Origin of the sequence: Altererythrobacter lutimaris, from assembly GCF_013371495.1 — a bacterium.
Classification (GTDB): Bacteria; Pseudomonadota; Alphaproteobacteria; order Sphingomonadales; family Sphingomonadaceae; genus Erythrobacter; species Erythrobacter lutimaris_A.
On sequence record NZ_JABWTA010000001.1, the window covers coordinates 1,618,725 to 1,635,124 of the forward strand.

Annotated in this window: 15 protein-coding genes and 1 tRNA gene; 9 read left to right on the forward strand and 7 right to left on the reverse strand. The window is 57.8% G+C overall.

The genetic code is table 11. The features are described from left to right. The first annotated feature begins 5 nt into the window (after positions 1-5). The 4 genes from HUO12_RS07850 to HUO12_RS07865 all read left to right on the forward strand — a co-directional run bounded on the left by HUO12_RS07850 (position 6) and on the right by HUO12_RS07865 (position 2,914). Positions 6-944, forward strand: coding sequence for a cation diffusion facilitator family transporter (locus HUO12_RS07850; RefSeq protein ID WP_176273044.1), 939 nt, complete (start codon positions 6-8; stop codon positions 942-944). Further along, a complete protein-coding gene (locus HUO12_RS07855; RefSeq protein WP_176273045.1) occupies positions 944-1,513 on the forward strand; it encodes a sigma-70 family RNA polymerase sigma factor in 570 nt (189 codons plus the stop codon). Before HUO12_RS07850 ends, HUO12_RS07855 begins: the two co-directional genes overlap by 1 nt. Then, complete coding sequence (locus tag HUO12_RS07860; RefSeq protein WP_176273046.1) at positions 1,510-2,256, forward strand: anti-sigma factor; 747 nt, start codon at positions 1,510-1,512, stop codon at positions 2,254-2,256. Before HUO12_RS07855 ends, HUO12_RS07860 begins: the two co-directional genes overlap by 4 nt. Positions 2,257-2,347: 91 nt before the next feature. Then, the gene (locus tag HUO12_RS07865) at positions 2,348-2,914 is read left to right on the forward strand and encodes a fasciclin domain-containing protein (RefSeq protein ID WP_176273047.1); all 567 of its coding nucleotides are present in this window, start codon (positions 2,348-2,350) and stop codon (positions 2,912-2,914) included. Positions 2,915-3,094: 180 nt separating this feature from the next. On the opposite strand, the gene clpX is transcribed toward HUO12_RS07865, so the two are convergent. The 3 genes from clpX to HUO12_RS07880 form a co-directional block, all read right to left on the reverse strand. Further along, complete coding sequence (gene clpX / locus HUO12_RS07870) at positions 3,095-4,369, reverse strand: ATP-dependent Clp protease ATP-binding subunit ClpX (RefSeq protein WP_176273048.1); 1,275 nt, start codon at positions 4,367-4,369, stop codon at positions 3,095-3,097. 223 nt (positions 4,370-4,592) lie between these two features. Beyond that, entirely contained in the window at positions 4,593-5,297 is a 705-nt protein-coding gene (locus tag HUO12_RS07875) for an ATP-dependent Clp protease proteolytic subunit (protein WP_176273049.1), read from the reverse strand. A 116-nt stretch (positions 5,298-5,413) separates the two neighbouring features. Next, on the reverse strand, positions 5,414-7,048 hold the full coding sequence (locus tag HUO12_RS07880) for a methyl-accepting chemotaxis protein (protein WP_176273050.1): 1,635 nt from the start codon (positions 7,046-7,048) through the stop codon (positions 5,414-5,416). A 426-nt stretch (positions 7,049-7,474) separates the two neighbouring features. Here HUO12_RS07880 and HUO12_RS07885 point away from each other — a divergent pair, with 426 nt between their 5' ends. Both HUO12_RS07885 and HUO12_RS07890 read left to right on the forward strand, forming a co-directional pair. Next, positions 7,475-9,529 carry a TonB-dependent receptor plug domain-containing protein gene (locus HUO12_RS07885; protein ID WP_176273051.1) on the forward strand — a complete coding sequence of 685 codons (2,055 nt, stop codon included), beginning with the start codon at positions 7,475-7,477 and terminating at the stop codon, positions 9,527-9,529. Positions 9,530-9,585: 56 nt separating this feature from the next. Further along, positions 9,586-11,070 (forward strand): amidase, encoded by a 1,485-nt coding sequence (locus HUO12_RS07890; RefSeq protein ID WP_176273052.1) that lies wholly within the window; start codon positions 9,586-9,588, stop codon positions 11,068-11,070. A 21-nt stretch (positions 11,071-11,091) separates the two neighbouring features. Here the strand turns inward: HUO12_RS07890 and tig are convergent, their stop codons facing one another. Then, positions 11,092-12,660, reverse strand: a complete 1,569-nt coding sequence (gene tig, locus HUO12_RS07895) for a trigger factor (protein WP_176273053.1) — start codon at positions 12,658-12,660, stop codon at positions 11,092-11,094. A gap of 56 nt (positions 12,661-12,716) precedes the next feature. Beyond that, positions 12,717-12,801: transfer RNA gene (locus tag HUO12_RS07900), tRNA-Leu, on the reverse strand. Between the two features lie 132 nt (positions 12,802-12,933). On the opposite strand from HUO12_RS07900, the gene HUO12_RS07905 reads away from it, so the two are divergent. From HUO12_RS07905 to HUO12_RS07915, 3 genes are read left to right on the forward strand one after another with little or no spacing between them, the layout of a single operon-like run. Continuing rightward, positions 12,934-13,218, forward strand: a complete 285-nt coding sequence (locus HUO12_RS07905; protein WP_176273054.1) for a DUF3297 family protein — start codon at positions 12,934-12,936, stop codon at positions 13,216-13,218. A 51-nt stretch (positions 13,219-13,269) separates the two neighbouring features. After that, the gene (gene der / locus HUO12_RS07910) at positions 13,270-14,697 is read left to right on the forward strand and encodes a ribosome biogenesis GTPase Der (RefSeq protein ID WP_176273055.1); all 1,428 of its coding nucleotides are present in this window, start codon (positions 13,270-13,272) and stop codon (positions 14,695-14,697) included. Then, complete coding sequence (locus HUO12_RS07915) at positions 14,694-15,188, forward strand: DUF2721 domain-containing protein (RefSeq protein ID WP_176273056.1); 495 nt, start codon at positions 14,694-14,696, stop codon at positions 15,186-15,188. Before der ends, HUO12_RS07915 begins: the two co-directional genes overlap by 4 nt. A 27-nt stretch (positions 15,189-15,215) precedes the next feature. Here the strand turns inward: HUO12_RS07915 and HUO12_RS07920 are convergent, their stop codons facing one another. Further along, entirely contained in the window at positions 15,216-15,698 is a 483-nt protein-coding gene (locus HUO12_RS07920) for an anthrone oxygenase family protein (protein WP_176273057.1), read from the reverse strand. Between the two features lie 11 nt (positions 15,699-15,709). Then, on the reverse strand, positions 15,710-16,363 hold the full coding sequence (locus HUO12_RS07925; RefSeq protein ID WP_176273058.1) for an NAD(P)H-dependent oxidoreductase: 654 nt from the start codon (positions 16,361-16,363) through the stop codon (positions 15,710-15,712). Positions 16,364-16,400: the final 37 nt, after the last annotated feature.

Genomic DNA, 16,400 nt, shown 5'->3' on the forward strand with positions numbered 1-16,400 from the left:
TTCCAATGAGATCGGGGCACTCACACGGGCACAGCCATAATCACGGGCACTCGCATGGGCATGGGCATGACCATTCACATGCTCCCAAGGACTTTGGCCCCGCGTTCATAATCGCGATCATACTCAATTCCGCATTTGTTGTGATCGAAGCCACTTACGGCTTTCTGTCCGGCTCCATGGCGCTGGTCGCGGACGCAGGCCACAATCTGTCCGATGTGCTCGCTCTACTGCTCGCTTGGGGCGCAAGCGTTGCGGCCAAGAAGCCCGCCAGCGCGCGCTACACTTACGGTTTCAAGAGCTCGACCATCCTTGCAGCCCTCGCCAATGCGATGCTGCTTGCCGTTGCGATCGGTGCGATTGCGTTCGAGACCGTGCACCGCATGTTCGATCCGGTTGAGCCGCAAGGCATGACCATGATCGTGGTTGCGAGCATCGGCATTGTCATCAATGCAGGCACAGCCATGCTGTTCATGCACGGGCGGCACAATGACCTCAATATCAGAGGGGCGTTCCTGCATATGGCAGCAGACGCGCTCGTCAGCCTCGGCGTGGTGATCGCAGGCATTGCGATCCTCTACACAAGCCAGGCCTGGATTGATCCGCTCGCCAGCCTGATGATCCTCGCCGTTATCACTTGGGGAACCTGGGGCCTTGCGCGCGATTCTCTACGTATGGGATTGCTCGGCGTACCAGATCATATCGATGAAGCAGCCGTGGCTGAGCACCTGGCCAAGTGTCCGGGCGTCGCAGCTGTACATGATCTGCATATCTGGCCGATGTCGACCACGGAAACCGCGCTCACAGCGCATCTGGTGATGCCCGCAGGCCATCCCGGCGACGAGGCTTTGAAACAACTTTCCGATGAACTTTCAGAGGCTTTCGGTATCCGGCACACCACTTTCCAGGTGGAAATGCAGCGCGATGCATGCGAAGCGGGTTGCTGATGGCTGATTCCTCCAACCCGGCACGCGAAGCATTGAAAGCCGCCATGATCCGGCTGGCCGATGGCGACCGCGCCGCGTTAGAGGAAATCTATGTCGCGACGCGGGTGAAACTTTTCGGAATCTGCTTGCGTATCTTAGGCGACAGAAAGGAAGCCGAGGACGCCTTGCAAGACGTCTACATCAATTTGTGGCAGCGCGCTGACCGCTACGATCCCAGCCGGGCAAGCCCGATAAGCTGGCTGGCGACGTTTGCGCGCAATCGCGCGATTGACCGGCTGCGCGTAGGCAAGGTGCGCGGCGGCGCGGTCGCCGAGGACGAAGCTTTCGAGATCAGTGATGACGCTCCGCTCGCAGACGAATTGCTGATCGATGCAGAGCGCGCGGCACGCGTCCATACATGCCTGGAAACATTGAGCGACAATCAACGCGAGAACATCCGTGCAGCCTTTTTTGACGGCTTCACCTATGCCGAACTTGCCGACCGCTCCAGCGTACCGCTTGGCACAATGAAAAGCTGGATCCGGCGCGGCATGGCGCGCCTAAAAACATGTCTGGAGGCGCCCGCATGAGCGACGATATGCTTCCCGAACTGACCGGCGATGATCTGCTGGCGGCAGAATTTGCGCTCGGCTTGCTTGAAGGCGAAGAGTTGCTGATGGCCAAGGGCCGGGTCGCGCGCGAGCCTGAGCTTGCCGCGCGTATTGCGCATTGGGAAGAGCAACTCGCGCCTATGCTGGACGATATCGCAAGCGCAGAGCCTTCGCCGGCGCTGTGGGGCCAGATCGAGGCTGCGCTCGATGCAAAGAAGGCGTCGGGCGGTTCAGCGGAAGTCATTGAGCTGGAAACTCGGCTGACCCGCTGGAAATGGGCGACAGGCTTTTCTGCTGCTGCTGCGGCGGTAGCGCTCGCTTTCCTCGCGCTGCCGCAGGGTCAAGCCCCATCACCGGATGCGCCACCTGTGCAGCTCGCTGAAGCGCCCTTGTTTGCCAATGTGCCGATCGAAGGCACACCGCTGAGCCTGGACCTTACATATCTGCCGGAGAAGCGCGATCTGCTGGTTGCAGCAGTGGGCCTTACCCATGATGGCGTGCACGATCACGAGCTGTGGCTGGTCAAGCCCGATGGCGGGGTGGAATCGCTGGGTGTTGTCACGCCGGGCGAAGTGCGCGCGCACAGCGTTCCGGCTGATTATAGCCCGATGATGGCAGACGGCGCGCAATTGCTGCTCACTCGCGAGCCGCTCGGCGGAAAGCCGGAAGGCGTGGACGCCGGTCCGGTAGTCGCAAGCGGCGAATTGACGCGCATTTCATAAAATAGCGCATCTTGGCTGCATCCATTGCCGCCATCGCATCGTAACTCCTTCCGCAAGCAGGACGGGGCTTGCTCCTAAGAAGGAGTATACGATGACGAATTCAAAGACTTTCAAAGCCGCCGCTCTTGCTGCTGTTGCAGCCATGGGCACTCTCGCCGCGACCGCTGGCGCCCCGGTTATTGCGCATGATCACAAGTCAGCAGAAGCGAGCGCACCGAACATCGTGACGGCAGCGCAAAGCACGGGCGTTCACAACACTCTGGTTGCAGCTGTAACCGCTGCGGGTCTTGCCGACACCCTCTCAAGCCCCGGCCCGTTCACAGTCTTTGCTCCGACCGACACCGCATTCGCAAAGCTGCCTGCAGGTACGGTCGAGACGCTGGTCAAGCCAGAGAACAAAGGTACGCTGACAACTATCCTCACATACCACGCAGTGGCTGGCAACGTATCGAGCAGCGACCTCGTTAATCTCATCAACAAGCATGGCGGCGAAGCCACCATCACGACGATCGCTGGCGAAAAGCTGACCGCACGTCTTTCCGGCGACACCATCGTGATCACCGATGCGGCTGGCGGTTCAACCGCTGTGACGCAAGCCGACGTCAACGTCTCGAACGGCGTAATCCACGTGACTGACGGCGTGTTCCTGCCAGGCTAAGGCACGAATTCCCCCGCGCGGCTTGTTGCAAGACTGGTGCACGAGCCGCGACACAACTGACCCCGCTTAGCTTCACCCTCCAGCTGAGCGGGGTCTTTGCTGTGTGAGAGACACTTGGGACAGAATGATTGGCGCGGCAAAAGGCCGTTCAATTTCTTCGAAACAGGGAGAAAGTTCGGCTTAAGCCGCTTCGTCTTTCTTGGCCTTGCCGTCATCGTTGGAGACAACGCGGATCGGGTCCTTACGACCTTCCACCACATCACCATCGACGACAATCTCCGACACATCGTCCATGTCGGGCAGATCGAACATCGTGTCGAGCAAGATGCCTTCGACGATTGAACGAAGTCCGCGCGCGCCGGTCTTGCGCTTGATCGCGCGCTCCGCGATCTCCTTGAGCGCATCGTCGGTAAAGGTCAGTTCCACTTCTTCCAGCTCGAACAGCTTACGATACTGTTTGACGAGCGCATTCTTTGGCTCTTGCAGGATCGTTACAAGCGCATCGACATCCAAGTCATGCAGCGTCGCGATGACTGGCAGACGGCCGACAAATTCAGGGATCAGGCCGAATTTCAGCAGATCTTCCGGCTCGCTCTTTTCAAGAAGTTCGCCAATACGGCGCTTGTCCGGGTCAGCGACATGCGCACCGAAGCCGATTGAGCGCTTCTGCAAGCGGTCAGCGATAATCTTGTCGAGGCCCGCGAACGCACCGCCACAGATGAACAGGATGTTCGTCGTGTCGACTTGCAGGAATTCTTGCTGCGGATGCTTGCGACCGCCTTGCGGCGGAACGCTGGCCGTGGTGCCTTCCATCAGTTTGAGCAGTGCCTGCTGGACGCCCTCACCCGACACGTCACGCGTGATCGAGGGATTCTCCGCCTTGCGTGTGATCTTGTCGATCTCGTCAATGTAGACGATGCCATGCTGGGCTTTCTCGACGTTGTAGTCTGATGACTGCAGCAGCTTGAGGATGATGTTTTCAACGTCCTCACCCACATAGCCAGCCTCAGTCAGCGTGGTCGCATCGGCCATAGTGAACGGCACGTCGAATGTGCGCGCGAGCGTTTGTGCAAGCAGCGTCTTGCCCGAGCCCGTCGGGCCCACCAGCAGGATGTTGGACTTGGCAAGCTCAACATCATTGCCCTTCGCCGAATGCTTCAAACGCTTGTAATGATTGTGCACTGCGACGGAGAGAACACGCTTGGCGCGATCCTGACCAATCACATAGTCATTGAGCGTCGTGAAGATTTCCATCGGCGTCGGCACTTCGCCTTCTTTGCGCCCGCCGATGCCAGCCTTCGCTTCTTCCCGGATGATGTCATTGCACAGCTCAACGCATTCATCACAGATGAAGACGGTTGGCCCTGCAATCAGCTTGCGCACTTCATGCTGCGACTTCCCGCAGAAGCTGCAGTAAAGAGTGCTCTTGCTATCCGATCCGCTCAGTTCGGTCATAAATCTCTGCTTCCCGGCCCAGGGGACAATACCCTTGGGGATTCGCCCAACTTAAACGGGCGAGGTTATGAATCAATATATAGACACCCGTTTTCTGCCTTACCTCAAGGTAAAGTACCAGCAGAATGGCGGAAAACGGAGGTCTGTGTCTCGTAAAGGATCGATTTTGAACGCAAAGTTACCGCTCTGCGAGCGCGAAACTGAGGATCCGAAAACGCTCAGGTTACTCAGGTGCGCCGCCTGAGCCCTTCTCGTCATCGCCTTCCTCGTTTTCCGGACGGGTTTCGAACACCTTATCCACCAGACCGAATTCCTTGGCCTCATCTGCCGAAAGCCAAGTATCGCGATCCATCGCTTCCTTGATCTCGTCGACTTTCTTGCCGGTGTATTTTGAGTAGAGCTCATGCATCGTTTCTTTCAGGCGAAGAATTTCGCGTGCCTGGATCTCTATATCCGATGCCATGCCGCGCGCGCCGCCCGATGGCTGGTGCACCATGATCCGCGCCTGCGGCAACGCAATACGCATGCCCGGCTCGCCTGCAGCCATCAGGAACGAACCCATGGAACATGCCTGACCGATGCAAACCGTCGACACACGTGGTTTGATGTATTGCATCGTGTCGTGGATCGCCATGCCGGCTGTCACCACGCCGCCGGGCGAATTGATATACATCGAAATCGGCTTCGATGGGTTCTCGCTTTCAAGGAATAGCAATTGCGCAACGATCAGCGACGCCATGCCGTCTTCGACCTGACCGGTTACAAACACGATCCGCTCACGCAAAAGCCGCGAGAAGATGTCAAAGCTGCGCTCGCCCCGGCTGGTCTGTTCAACCACCATCGGCACAAGTGCGCCTGTGACTGGATCGCGAGTGAACTGGCCCTGAGAGCCATAGGTATCGCCGGAATTGCCGAGCACATCGATCATGCGAGTTTGTCCTTGTCTGAAATATTGATCCACTATGTCGCGATGCAGGCCGCGATGTTCAAGAGGATTAACCTTCACATGCACAATTCGCTTAGGACGAAGGCTGCTGCGAGTTGCTAAGCAGCGCGAACTTGGCGCAGAAATTCGGAAACATGATCACGTAGCCTGATCGACTGCTGGTTGAGCTTGTCCGAGCTGTCCCTCAATTGTGCCGCGGTTGCATTGGTAGAGGATGTCAAAGCGCTCAAATCGCTGAAGCTCTGATTGACTTGGCGCGTGTTCTGAGCCGCGCGTTCAATCGCCCGTGCCAGATCCTGTCCAGCATAGGCCTGCTGGTCGACAGCGCTGGCAATAGCGCCTGCAGCGGATTCGAGCTCAATTACTTCCATTGCGATCGTCGAAAGCGCAGAAGCACTCTGCCCGGTCGCGTTCTGCATGGTATTAATGAGTGCCTCCACACGGGACGTTTCGCGGTGCGTTTGCGCGGCGAGCTCTTTCACTTCGTTGGCTACGACTGCAAATCCCCGCCCGGATTCCGCACTGCGCGCTGCTTCAATTGACGCATTCAATGCAAGCAAATTGGTGCGTTGTGCAATCGTGGCAATAACCTCCACGATCTGACTGATCTGATCAGCGGAATCGGTTAACGCACCAATAGTCTGATCGGCGCTTGATGCCGCATCTGCGGCTTTTCGCGCACGCTGCGAACTAGTGGCGGCCTGCGAACTGACTTCGGCAATGGAGAGTGCAAACTCGTCCGTAGCGGCAGCGGCATTGGTCATGCCATGAGTGGCATCCGACAGGTTCTTGCTCGCCGCATCCACCTGACCGGACGAGCGCTCGACATTGGAAGAAAGGTTGCCGGCGGCATCGTTCAACGCCGCAGATGCATACCCGATTTCCTTGGCAACATCGCCAATGGTCGCTTCAAACTTTTCAGCCAGTTCATGCATCAACCGGGTTTGTTGCTCGCGTTGCTGCTCTCGTTCCAAAACGATGGTCTTTTCCTGCTCAAGCTCTCTTTCTGCGCTGGCAACCGCCTTGAACTGAACATCGCGCAGGACCGCAAGTGCGTTTGCAAGAATGCCAATCTCGTCTTCGCGCGACTTGTATGGCAGCACGACATCTGTCTCGCCCGCTGCTATGCTTTCACTCGCACTGCTGATCCGTTCAATAGGAATTGCAATACGACGCGTGATCGCTCGCTTTCCAAAAACGACAAGGATAATTGCGACAAAACCCATGATCGAGAGTATCCCGATCAAGCGCTGGACTTCGGAAATCCCGTCACTTGAAAGATCATAGAGACCTTCCAAGGTTTGATCACGCAACGCTTGCGTGTCGCTCGAGAGGGCTTGCAATTCAGCACGAACGCGATCCTGACTGATGCTATTGGAGGCCGACTGCTGCAATTGTTCTTTCGCGTCTAGAGCGCGGGTCTTGAACCCAGCAAGCCGCGCGGTTGCCTGCGATAGTGGTGCGAGCTCGATGTCGTTATAGAGGCCAGTGAATTCGACCAGCCTCTCAATCCGTAGATCTACCTCTTCGAGGCCAGCTATCGCTGCTGGTGGATCGTCTGTAATCGCACGTTCTGCGTCTGCGAGACTGACACTGATATCAGACGTCGCAATGTAAACTTCTGAAAGCACTGCGAAGGCGGAAACCTTGTGATCGACTCGCACAGTTCCAGAGATTCCGGCCGCAGCTAGAATAAGGAAACCGATGGCAAATCCGCCAAACACGCGTCCCATTTGTTGCGTGATTGTACCAGACCAAAGCCAGTTCGATAGCCTTAGAAAAAAGCTCCGGTTAGACCCCGAGCCAGGAGTATCCTGTTGAGATTTCTCGTGAGATTGTGCCACTGGGGTCCCATGCTTTGTGCAAGTTAAGCATTACGCATTAGCCACTCATGGATGATGAGTTATGAGCCGCTAACTACGCAGAAACCACGCGGCCAAGGGACAGATAGTATTCAACTGCGGCAAGGGCTTACACTCGTAGGGCACAGAGTGCTGTTTGACGAATACGCCTCTGATAACGTTGCAATTACACTGTTAAGCTCCGGCAAACTGTGCAACGGGGCTTGCGCCATGGCTCCTCTCCCTGACAGCCCCCAATCTTCGCGCTACTATCACGTGCTCATGGCAATGTCCGCTCTGACCTGCTGGGTAGTAACCTTGACTACCCCAGCCTATGCGCGGGAAGCGGACGGCTATCTGGCCGAACCGCTCATGGCGAGTGCTGGAGACACTTCAACAGCGCGTGAGAGCTTTGATGCGGACTACTTCGCCCGCTTCGCGCCGCGCACAGCACTGGACATGCTTGACCAGGTCCCCGGCTTTGAATTGGAGAATGGCGGCGGCGGAGATTCGCAGCGCGGTTTCGGGCAGGCTTCCGCAAACGTTCTCATCGATGGCGCGCGGATCACCAGCAAATCAACCAGTGTGCGCGATCAGCTAAGCCGAATTCCAGCCGATAATGTTTTACGAATCGACATTGTCGATGGCGCTTCGCTCGACTTGCCAGGGCTCAGCGGTCAGGTCGCAAACGTTTTACTTGCTCAGACAGGTGGGCTTTCCGGCCAGTTTGAATGGAACCCTCAGCACCGCTTCCTCACCAATTTGAACAACCTTTATGGTGGAAGCATATCCGTCACCGGCTCCTCGGGCATTGTCGATTTCACAATCGCGCTTGAGAATGACGCCACTCGGTTCGGAGGGCTCGGTCCAACACTGATCAGCGATGCCGACGGCGTACTGATCGAGCGGCGCGAGACGCTGTTCCGTTTCTTTTCTGATCGTCCGACACTCACTGCCGACTTTCGGATTGAGCCCGCTCCAAGCGTCGTAGCCAATGTAAACCTGTCTTACTTCAAGCGCTTCAGCAAAAGCCGTGAGGATGACACACGCGATCTCGTCATGGCGGTGGATCAAGCCCAGCGAAGGCGTTTTGATTCAGACAATTACGGCTATGAAATTGCAGGTGATCTGGGATTTCCTTTTGGTCCCGGTCAACTCAAGCTCATCGCGCTGGAGTCTTTTGATCAGCGCGATGCAACCGAGCAGGCAAGGCTCACTTTCGAAGATGGAAGCGCACCGCAAGGGCGGCGTTTTGCAAGCCTCACCGAAGAGGGCGAGCGCATTGCGCGTGCGGAATATTCCTGGCCGATGCTGTCGCTCGACTGGCAGGCTTCTGGCGAAGCTGCGTTCAACCGGCTGGAACGTGAAAGTTCGTTCGAGCAATTGGATGCCGACGGCGAATTCGTAGCCGCGCCCTTGCCAGGCTCTACCGGGAGCGTGCGCGAAGAACGTTATGATTTCGCGCTGTCGGCAGGTGGAGCGATCACTGAGAGGATTTCCTTCCAATTCACTGGCGGCGCGGAATTCTCGACCATCACCGACCGCGCTGAAGGCGGACAAAGCCGATCATTCAAGCGGCCCAAGGGCAGTCTGCTGCTGGCATGGAAGCCAAGCCACGCCTGGGATTTTTCCTTCGAGCTGAGCCGCCGCGTTGGACAGCTGGAATTCAGTGATTTCCTCGCAGATGTCTCCATCGCTGACGACCAGCAAACTGCGGCAAATGCCTTGCTTGTGCCGCAACAAAGCTGGGATGCAGAGCTGGAGATCGCGCGCTCACTGGGCGCGTGGGGCAATGCGACAGCTACTCTGTTCGAATACCGCATCAGCGATTTCATCGATATCGTGCCTTTGCCTGACGGAAGCGCAGCGCGCGGGAATATTGACGGCGCGAGAGTGCGCGGCGCATCACTGAATGCGACAATCGAACTTGCGCAAATCGGCTGGAATGGCGCGCGGCTCGACTTTGATGGAACATGGCGCAGGACACGGCTTACCGATCCTGTGGACGGCGCGCGACGCCCCCTTAGCTCTGATAGGCCGAGCGCCATTCGCGTGGAATTTCGCCATGACATTCCGCAGTCGGATTGGGCCTGGGGCGCCATCTGGGATCGTGATCCGCGCGGCCGCTATTTCCGGGTCGATGAAGTCGGGCGCGAGTTCAGCGGACCGGTCTTCGCTAGCGTGTTTGTCGAGAACAAGGACGTGCTTGGCCTGACTGTGCGAGGCTCACTGTTCAACATTGCCGGTGCGGACCGGACACTCAATCGCACAGTGTTCAACGGCAATCGCGCTAACGGCGTGATCGCGTTTGTCGAAGAGCGCCGCCAGCCTGTCGGGCTTGGACTTAATTTCAGCATTAGCGGGAATTTCTGAGCCCTAAGGCAAGGACTTGTCTTGCATCGCGGATTGAGCGTGGCAGGATGCAATCCATGAAAAAAGCTCTCCTCGCCGCAACGGCGCTCTCTCTCCTCGCAGTTCAAGCTCAAGCACGGTCCGAAACTGATGCCGCGAGCCAGGCACAAACCTATATCGACCGCATCGAAGCGCTGGATGACCAAGGCCCTGAGATCAGCGCGGTCATAGTGCATGCGAGCGATGCAGCAGCGCGGGCGGAGGCTCAGCAAAGCAGTCTGCTTGCCGGTCGGACAGTACTGATCAAGGACAATATCGAGACGCGCGAATGGCCGACCACAGCAGGCTCGCTGGCGCTTAAAGACAACGCAACAGAACGCGATGCGCCGCTGATTACCGGCATCCGCAAGAATGGCGGCGTGATCTTGGGCAAGACCAATCTGTCCGAATGGGCCAATATCCGCAGCAACAATTCCACCAGCGGATGGAGTGCGATTGGCGGACTAACGCGCAATCCATTCGCGACCGACCGCAATGCCTGCGGATCATCCTCGGGAAGCGGAGCGGCGATTGCAGCGGGCTTTGCATGGGCAGCGGTTGGCACGGAGACCAATGGCTCGATCACGTGCCCTGCAAGCGTCAACGGGCTGGTTGGCTTCAAGCCGACCGTTGGCCTAGTCAGCCGCACGCATGTGGTCCCGATCAGCGCGACACAGGACACTGCAGGGCCGATGACGCGGACGGTTTATGACGCGGCCCTGCTATTGAACGCCATCGCTGGAACCGATCCCGCTGATCCCGCGACCAAAGAAGCCGACATCAACACCGGCGATTTTACTGCCGGACTGGCTGACTACTCGCTCGAAGGTGTGCGCATCGGTGTGATGGTCAATCAGGTTGGATCGCATGACGGCGTGACTGCTTTGTTCAATCAGGCGCGCGCGGATCTGGAAGCGGCTGGCGCAGAGCTGGTCGAGATCGAATATGATTGGCCCGATGGTTTCTGGGGCCGCGGTCTGACCGTCCTCATGTTCGAGCTTCAGCGCGATATGAACGCTTATCTCAGCACGCTTCCCGGCGAGGACATGCCGGAAACGCTGGCGGATTTGGTCGCATTCAACAAAGCCAATGCGGACGTAGAGATGCGCTGGTTCGATCAGAGCCTGTTCGAGCAAGCGCTAGAGACAACGGACGAAGCTGCGTACCTTGAAGCGCTAGAAATGAATTTGAAAGCAACGCAACAGGACGGGATTGACCGCTTGCGCAACGAATATGACGTGACCTTCCTCATCGCGCCTACCATGGGCCCCGCATGGGCCACGGACCTTGTCAATGGCGACAATTTCAGCGGCGGGATCGGCGCAGGATCACTGCCAGCGATCGCGGGCTATCCGCATATCACTGTGCCAATGGGCGCAGTTGAAGGCCTGCCTGTAGGGCTCAGTATCTTCTCGGGCCGCTGGCACGATCACGAAGTGCTGAAAGCGGGCGCGGCATATGAAAAGGCGCGGACAGCCAAGCTGCCCACGCCTTCTTTCAAACCCTGGGAACCGGCTGAATAATTCAGCGCGGGTCCAATCTGATTATTTCTTAGCCGCTGGCTTCTTTGCCGGAGCCTTCTTGGCTGCCGGCTTCTTAGCGGCTGGCTTTTTCTCAGCGGCTTTCTTGGCCGGAGCTTTCTTTGCAGGGGCCTTCTTCGCTGCTGGCTTGTCGTCCGCCTTTTTCGCCGGCGCTTTCTTGGCCGCTGGCTTCTTAGCTGCAGCTTTCTTCGCAGGCGCTTTCTTCTTCGCGGGAGCCTTCTTGGCCTTGCTCGCTTCAGCGCTTTCGTCTGCTTCGATGGCTGCTTCCAGCTCTTCCTGCGTCACTTCGCGCTCGGTAACTTCGGCTTTGTCGAACAGGAAGTCGACGACCTTGTCTTCGTAAAGCGGCGCGCGCAGCTGAGCAGCTGCCATCGGCTCTTGCTGAACATATTCCATGAAGCGCTGACGATCTTCCGGACGGTACTGTTGTGCCGCCTGCTGGATCAGCATCTGCATTTCCTGCGCAGTCACTTCAACACCGTTCGCCTGACCGATTTCTGACAGCAGCAGGCCCAAACGCACGCGACGCTCAGCGATGTCGCGGTAATCGTCCTTCTCGGCTTCGATTTCCTTCTGCGCTGCTTCCGGATCGTCTTCACGAGCCGCTTCCTGCTGCAACTGAGCCCAGATTTGTTCGAATTCTGCATCGACCATCTTGCTCGGCACTTCGAAATCGTGACCGGCCGCAAGGGTATCAAGCAGCTGACGCTTCATCTGCGTGCGCGTGAGACCCGCTGTCTGCTGCTCGAGCTGGCCTTTCAGAAGCTCTTTCAGCTTGTCGAGGCTGTCGAGGCCCAAAGAGGTCGCGAACTCTTCATCGACCTTGGTTTCCGTCTCGACCTTCACCTGCTTCACAGTGATCGCGAACTGAGCTTCCTTGCCCTTGAGGTTCTCAGCCGGATAATCTTCGGGGAAGGTCACAGTGATGGTCTTCTCATCACCAGTCTTCGCGCCGACGAGCTGCTCTTCAAAGCCAGGGATGAACTGGCCTGAACCAATGACCAGCGCCGCGTCTTCCGCCTTGCCGCCTTCGAACTCGACACCATCAACACTGCCGACAAAATCGATGATCAGCTGATCGCCGTCCGCCGCTTTCTTAGTCTTGGCCGCATCCTTGTAAGACTTGTTGTTGCCAGCAAGGTCCTTCAGCGCTTCGTCAACCTGATCGTCCTTCACAGGAACGACGAGCTTTTCAAGCTTCAGACCGTCCGTCGAAGGCGCTTCCACTTCAGGGAGCACTTCCAGCTCGACCGTGAGGTTTGCGTCCTTGCCTTCTTCATAGCCCTCAGCGAGGTCGATCTTCGGCTGCATGGCAGGACGCAGCTCTTTGTCTTTCATCAGCTGATCGACCGAATCGCGCAGCGTATCATTGATCACTTGCCCGTGAATCTGCTCGCCGTGCATTTTCTTGACGAGATTCGCAGGCACCTTGCCCGGACGGAAACCCGGCATGCGCACTTGCGGCGCAACCTTCTTGATCTCCGCTTCGACCTTGTCTGCAATCTCTTTTGCAGTGATGGTCAGTTCATAGGCGCGCTTGAGACCTTCATTGGTCTTTTCTGTGATCTTCATGGAAAAAACTTAAGCCTTCTCAGTATTTTGCGAGTCCGGACATGGGCTAGCGGAGGTGGTGCGGGCGAAGGGACTCGAACCCCCACATCTTGCGATACTGGTACCTAAAACCAGCGCGTCTACCAATTCCGCCACGCCCGCATCCTGAACGAAGCCGCGCGGGAAACCCTTGGGCCCCCGCGCGCGTTGCTGTGCGCCTCTAATGGGGTGAGAGGAAAAGGGCAAGCGCAAGCCGCTTGTTTCGCGTGTCTATCGCGACTAATGGCGCGTCCCATGACCGAAGAAACCGTACAAGACACCCCGCCCGATCACCTGAGCGTCAATCCGCGCAGCCCGCATTTCGATGCGGAGAAATTGCAGCGCGGCGTCGGGATCAAGTTCAAGGATCGGGTGCGCACCGATATCGAGGAATATTGCGTGTCCGAAGGCTGGGTGCGCGTCCAGGCGGGCAAGACAGTTGATCGCAAAGGCAATCCGCTGACGATCAAACTGAATGGTCCTGTCGAAGCCTGGTACGAAGATTTGGGCGAAAACCCTCCGGTCGCCAAGAAGGGTTAAGAGCGCGGTTAGCTTGCCAAGTGGCAGGTTAAACGCCACTTGCAGACAGACATGAAACCGCAGGTCATCATCATCGGTCGCCCCAATGTGGGCAAGTCGACGCTGTTCAACCGGCTTGTCGGCAAGAAGCTCGCGCTGGTCGATGACCAGCCGGGCGTGACCCGTGACCGCAGGATGGGCGATGCAGAGCTTGCGGGAATGCAGTTCACCATTGTTGATACCGCCGGTTGGGAAGACGAAGACGAGCTCACTCTGCCGGGCCGAATGCGAAAACAAACTGAAGCCAGCCTTGAAGGCGCGGACGCTGCTTTGTTTGTCATCGATGCGCGCGCAGGCCTGACCCCGCTCGACAATGAGATCGCGCGGTACTTGCGCGAGCACGACGTACCGATTGTCCTCGTAGCGAACAAAGCGGAAGGCGCGGCTGGCGAAAGCGGCGTGCTGGAGGCCTACTCACTTGGCCTCGGAGACCCTGTGCCGCTGTCGGCTGAACATGGCGAAGGCGTCGCGGATCTGTTTCAGGCGCTCTGGCCCATCATTGGCGCCAAGTCCGAAGCGGCCGAAGCGGCGGCGGAATTCGCGGCCAGCGAGGACGAAGAGGCACCGCTCGGTCCGCTAAAACTCGCTATCGTTGGGCGACCCAATGCGGGTAAGTCTACGCTGATCAACCGACTGCTGGGTGAAGACCGCTTGCTGACGGGGCCTGAGGCCGGGATCACACGCGATTCCATTGCGATCGACTGGAAATGGGAAGACCCCAAGTCCGGTGAAACCCGCGAGATCCGTCTGATCGACACCGCAGGCATGCGCAAGAAACGCAATGTCGTAGAAAAGCTGGAAAAGCTCTCCGTTGCTGATGCGCGCCGCGCGGTCGACTTTGCTGAAGTGGTGATCCTGCTGCTCGACGCGACCCAAGGGCTGGAGCATCAGGACTTGAAGATCGCGAGCATGGTGCTGGAAGAAGGTCGCGCGCTGATGATCGCGATCAACAAATGGGACATTGCCGAAGACGCCTCTGCGCTGTTCAACGGCGTGCGCGCGGCACTTGATGATGGTCTGGCGCAGGTGCGCGGGCTGCCTTTGTTTGCAGTCTCCGCCAAGACAGGCAAGGGCCTTGATACGATGCTCGGCGCAGCGTTCGAGATCCGCGCAAGCTGGTCGAAGCGCGTGCCGACCGCTGCACTCAACCGCTGGTTCGACGATGCGATGGCGGCCAATCCGCCTCCTGCGCCGGGCGGACGGCGGATCAAGCTGCGCTACATCACTCAGGCCGGCACGCGCCCTCCCCGCTTTGTCGTGTTCGGGACCCGGCTGGAATCGCTGCCGAAGAGTTACGAGCGCTATCTCGTCAATGGAATCCGCGCGAAGCTCGGCTTTGAAGCGGTACCGGTTCGTGTGGTGCTCAAGAGCCCCAAGAACCCCTACAATGCCAATCGCGGCGGCGGCGGCAATTACAGCGGCGGCTCGGACAAGACATGATCCTCGACCTGCTCGTCAGTTCCAATATCGCAATCGACCTGCTCGAGCGCACATCGAGCACTTTTCGGGTGCAGGAGATGGTTCGCCTGAGCCTTGCCCCTGCCTTTCTGCTCGCTGGTATCGGCGCGATCATGAATGTCATGATGAGCCGCCTGATCTGGGTAGCAGAACGCATCGAGCGGCTCGAAATGCGCATGGACGAAGATCGCAGCGCGCGCGAGATGAGCGAGCTGCAAAGGCTTTGTCGTCGCCGGAAGCTCGCTCAGCGTGCGGTAATGTTTTCTACAGCAGCAGCTCTGACTGTGTGTGTGGTGATCGCGCTGCTCTTTATCAGCGCTTTCATCACGCCTCAGATCGGCTCGCTTGTCGCCGTTGCCTGGATTACCAGCATGGGCTTTCTGATTACCGGCCTAGTGCATTTCGCGATGGAAACGATCGTCGCGGCGAGCGGCCAGCGCGCCTTTTTAGGGGCAAGCAAAGAGGGCGACTAGACCCGCCGCCCTCTCTGATCGCATTTCTTACATTGAGATCGCAGCATAGGCGAAGCATGCTGCAGCGGCATAGCAGCCCAAAGTCCGCGTGGTGTTCCAGCGGGTCCAGCCCGAGAGATAGGTGCTCCAGTAAGCAGCGCCTTCCCTCGTGTCGGCATCGACTGCGGCGAGCCGATTGTTCATCGGCACATTACCGACCATCGTTACAAACGGGACAGAGGCGACATAAACGCCAGCTCCGATCCACAGCGCATAGGCTGCTTCATATGTCAGATAGGCGTCGAAATAGAGCGCGACTGAAATGGACGCAGGCGCCATTCCGAACAGCATGTAGAGGAAGAAAGAGCGCATCACCGTGCGGTTCAATCCTTGCATGCCTTTCGCGCCTGCTTGGCCGGCTTCAGCAAGCCCGCGCATGACGAAGTCCGAGAATGACTGGAACACTCCGCCGACCATGGCAGAACCAATTGCGAGAGTGATAGCGGCGATTTTTGCGAATTCGATTTCCATTGTCTTGCTCCTTATGCAGCGATCTTGAGTTGAGCTATGTCAGTCGAAGCTGGTGCAACGAAGTCGGTCGCAGGCCGGAGGTTTGTTCCTTTTTTGGCGCCCATTGCAAAGGCCTGCGCGAGCCACTTTTCGCGTTGAGCTTCGTCTGAGAGTTTGACCGAACCTGCGTATTTGATCTTGCGCGGCTTGATGCCGCAAAAGCCCAACACTTGATCTTTAAGGATGCGCCGAGCTGGTCTCAGATAGAGCCAGTTGTCGATCCATCTTGGCGTATCGGCTGTGATGATCGCATCACCCACTCGTCCATCAAGGAGCTTGTCCCATTTGATACCGGGGCCTTTGCGATATTTGTAGGCAAACCCGGAGGTCAGCCCTCGATCCAGCACTGTCTTTGCCAGAGCAGGCATTGCGCCCCACCACAGCGGATGGACGATGAAAACGCGCGTCGCCCAAGCAAGGTTTTCCTGCCAAGCGAGTAAATCCTGCTCCAACGCAGGCGCGTCAGCATAACCCGTGAAGTCAGTGGAGAATGCCATGTTCGCAAGGTCCATGCGGCGCACCTTTGCCCCGCTGCTGCGCGCGCCTTGCTCATAGGCGTCTGCCAATGCGTGGTTGAATGTTCCTTCGCCCGGATGAGCGACCCAGATGAATACACGTTCTTGCATGATCGAATCTCCTTCTGCTTGACACTGTGTAAAGTTG

Bases quoted from the DNA above. Each gene is read 5' to 3' on its own strand.
- HUO12_RS07920 (WP_176273057.1), bottom strand. From the start codon at position 15,698: ATGGAAATCGAATTCGCAAAAATCGCCGCTATCACTCTCGCAATTGGT.
- HUO12_RS07890 (WP_176273052.1), top strand. From the start codon at position 9,586: ATGAAAAAAGCTCTCCTCGCCGCAACGGCGCTCTCTCTCCTCGCAGTT.
- HUO12_RS07880 (WP_176273050.1), bottom strand. From the start codon at position 7,048: ATGGGACGCGTGTTTGGCGGATTTGCCATCGGTTTCCTTATTCTAGCT.
- HUO12_RS07905 (WP_176273054.1), top strand. From the start codon at position 12,934: ATGACCGAAGAAACCGTACAAGACACCCCGCCCGATCACCTGAGCGTC.
- tig (WP_176273053.1), bottom strand. From the start codon at position 12,660: ATGAAGATCACAGAAAAGACCAATGAAGGTCTCAAGCGCGCCTATGAA.
- HUO12_RS07915 (WP_176273056.1), top strand. From the start codon at position 14,694: ATGATCCTCGACCTGCTCGTCAGTTCCAATATCGCAATCGACCTGCTC.
- clpX (WP_176273048.1), bottom strand. From the start codon at position 4,369: ATGACCGAACTGAGCGGATCGGATAGCAAGAGCACTCTTTACTGCAGC.
- HUO12_RS07925 (WP_176273058.1), bottom strand. From the start codon at position 16,363: ATGCAAGAACGTGTATTCATCTGGGTCGCTCATCCGGGCGAAGGAACA.
- HUO12_RS07875 (WP_176273049.1), bottom strand. From the start codon at position 5,297: ATGATCGATGTGCTCGGCAATTCCGGCGATACCTATGGCTCTCAGGGC.
- HUO12_RS07855 (WP_176273045.1), top strand. From the start codon at position 944: ATGGCTGATTCCTCCAACCCGGCACGCGAAGCATTGAAAGCCGCCATG.
- HUO12_RS07865 (WP_176273047.1), top strand. From the start codon at position 2,348: ATGACGAATTCAAAGACTTTCAAAGCCGCCGCTCTTGCTGCTGTTGCA.
- der (WP_176273055.1), top strand. From the start codon at position 13,270: ATGAAACCGCAGGTCATCATCATCGGTCGCCCCAATGTGGGCAAGTCG.
- HUO12_RS07850 (WP_176273044.1), top strand. From the start codon at position 6: ATGAGATCGGGGCACTCACACGGGCACAGCCATAATCACGGGCACTCG.
- HUO12_RS07860 (WP_176273046.1), top strand. From the start codon at position 1,510: ATGAGCGACGATATGCTTCCCGAACTGACCGGCGATGATCTGCTGGCG.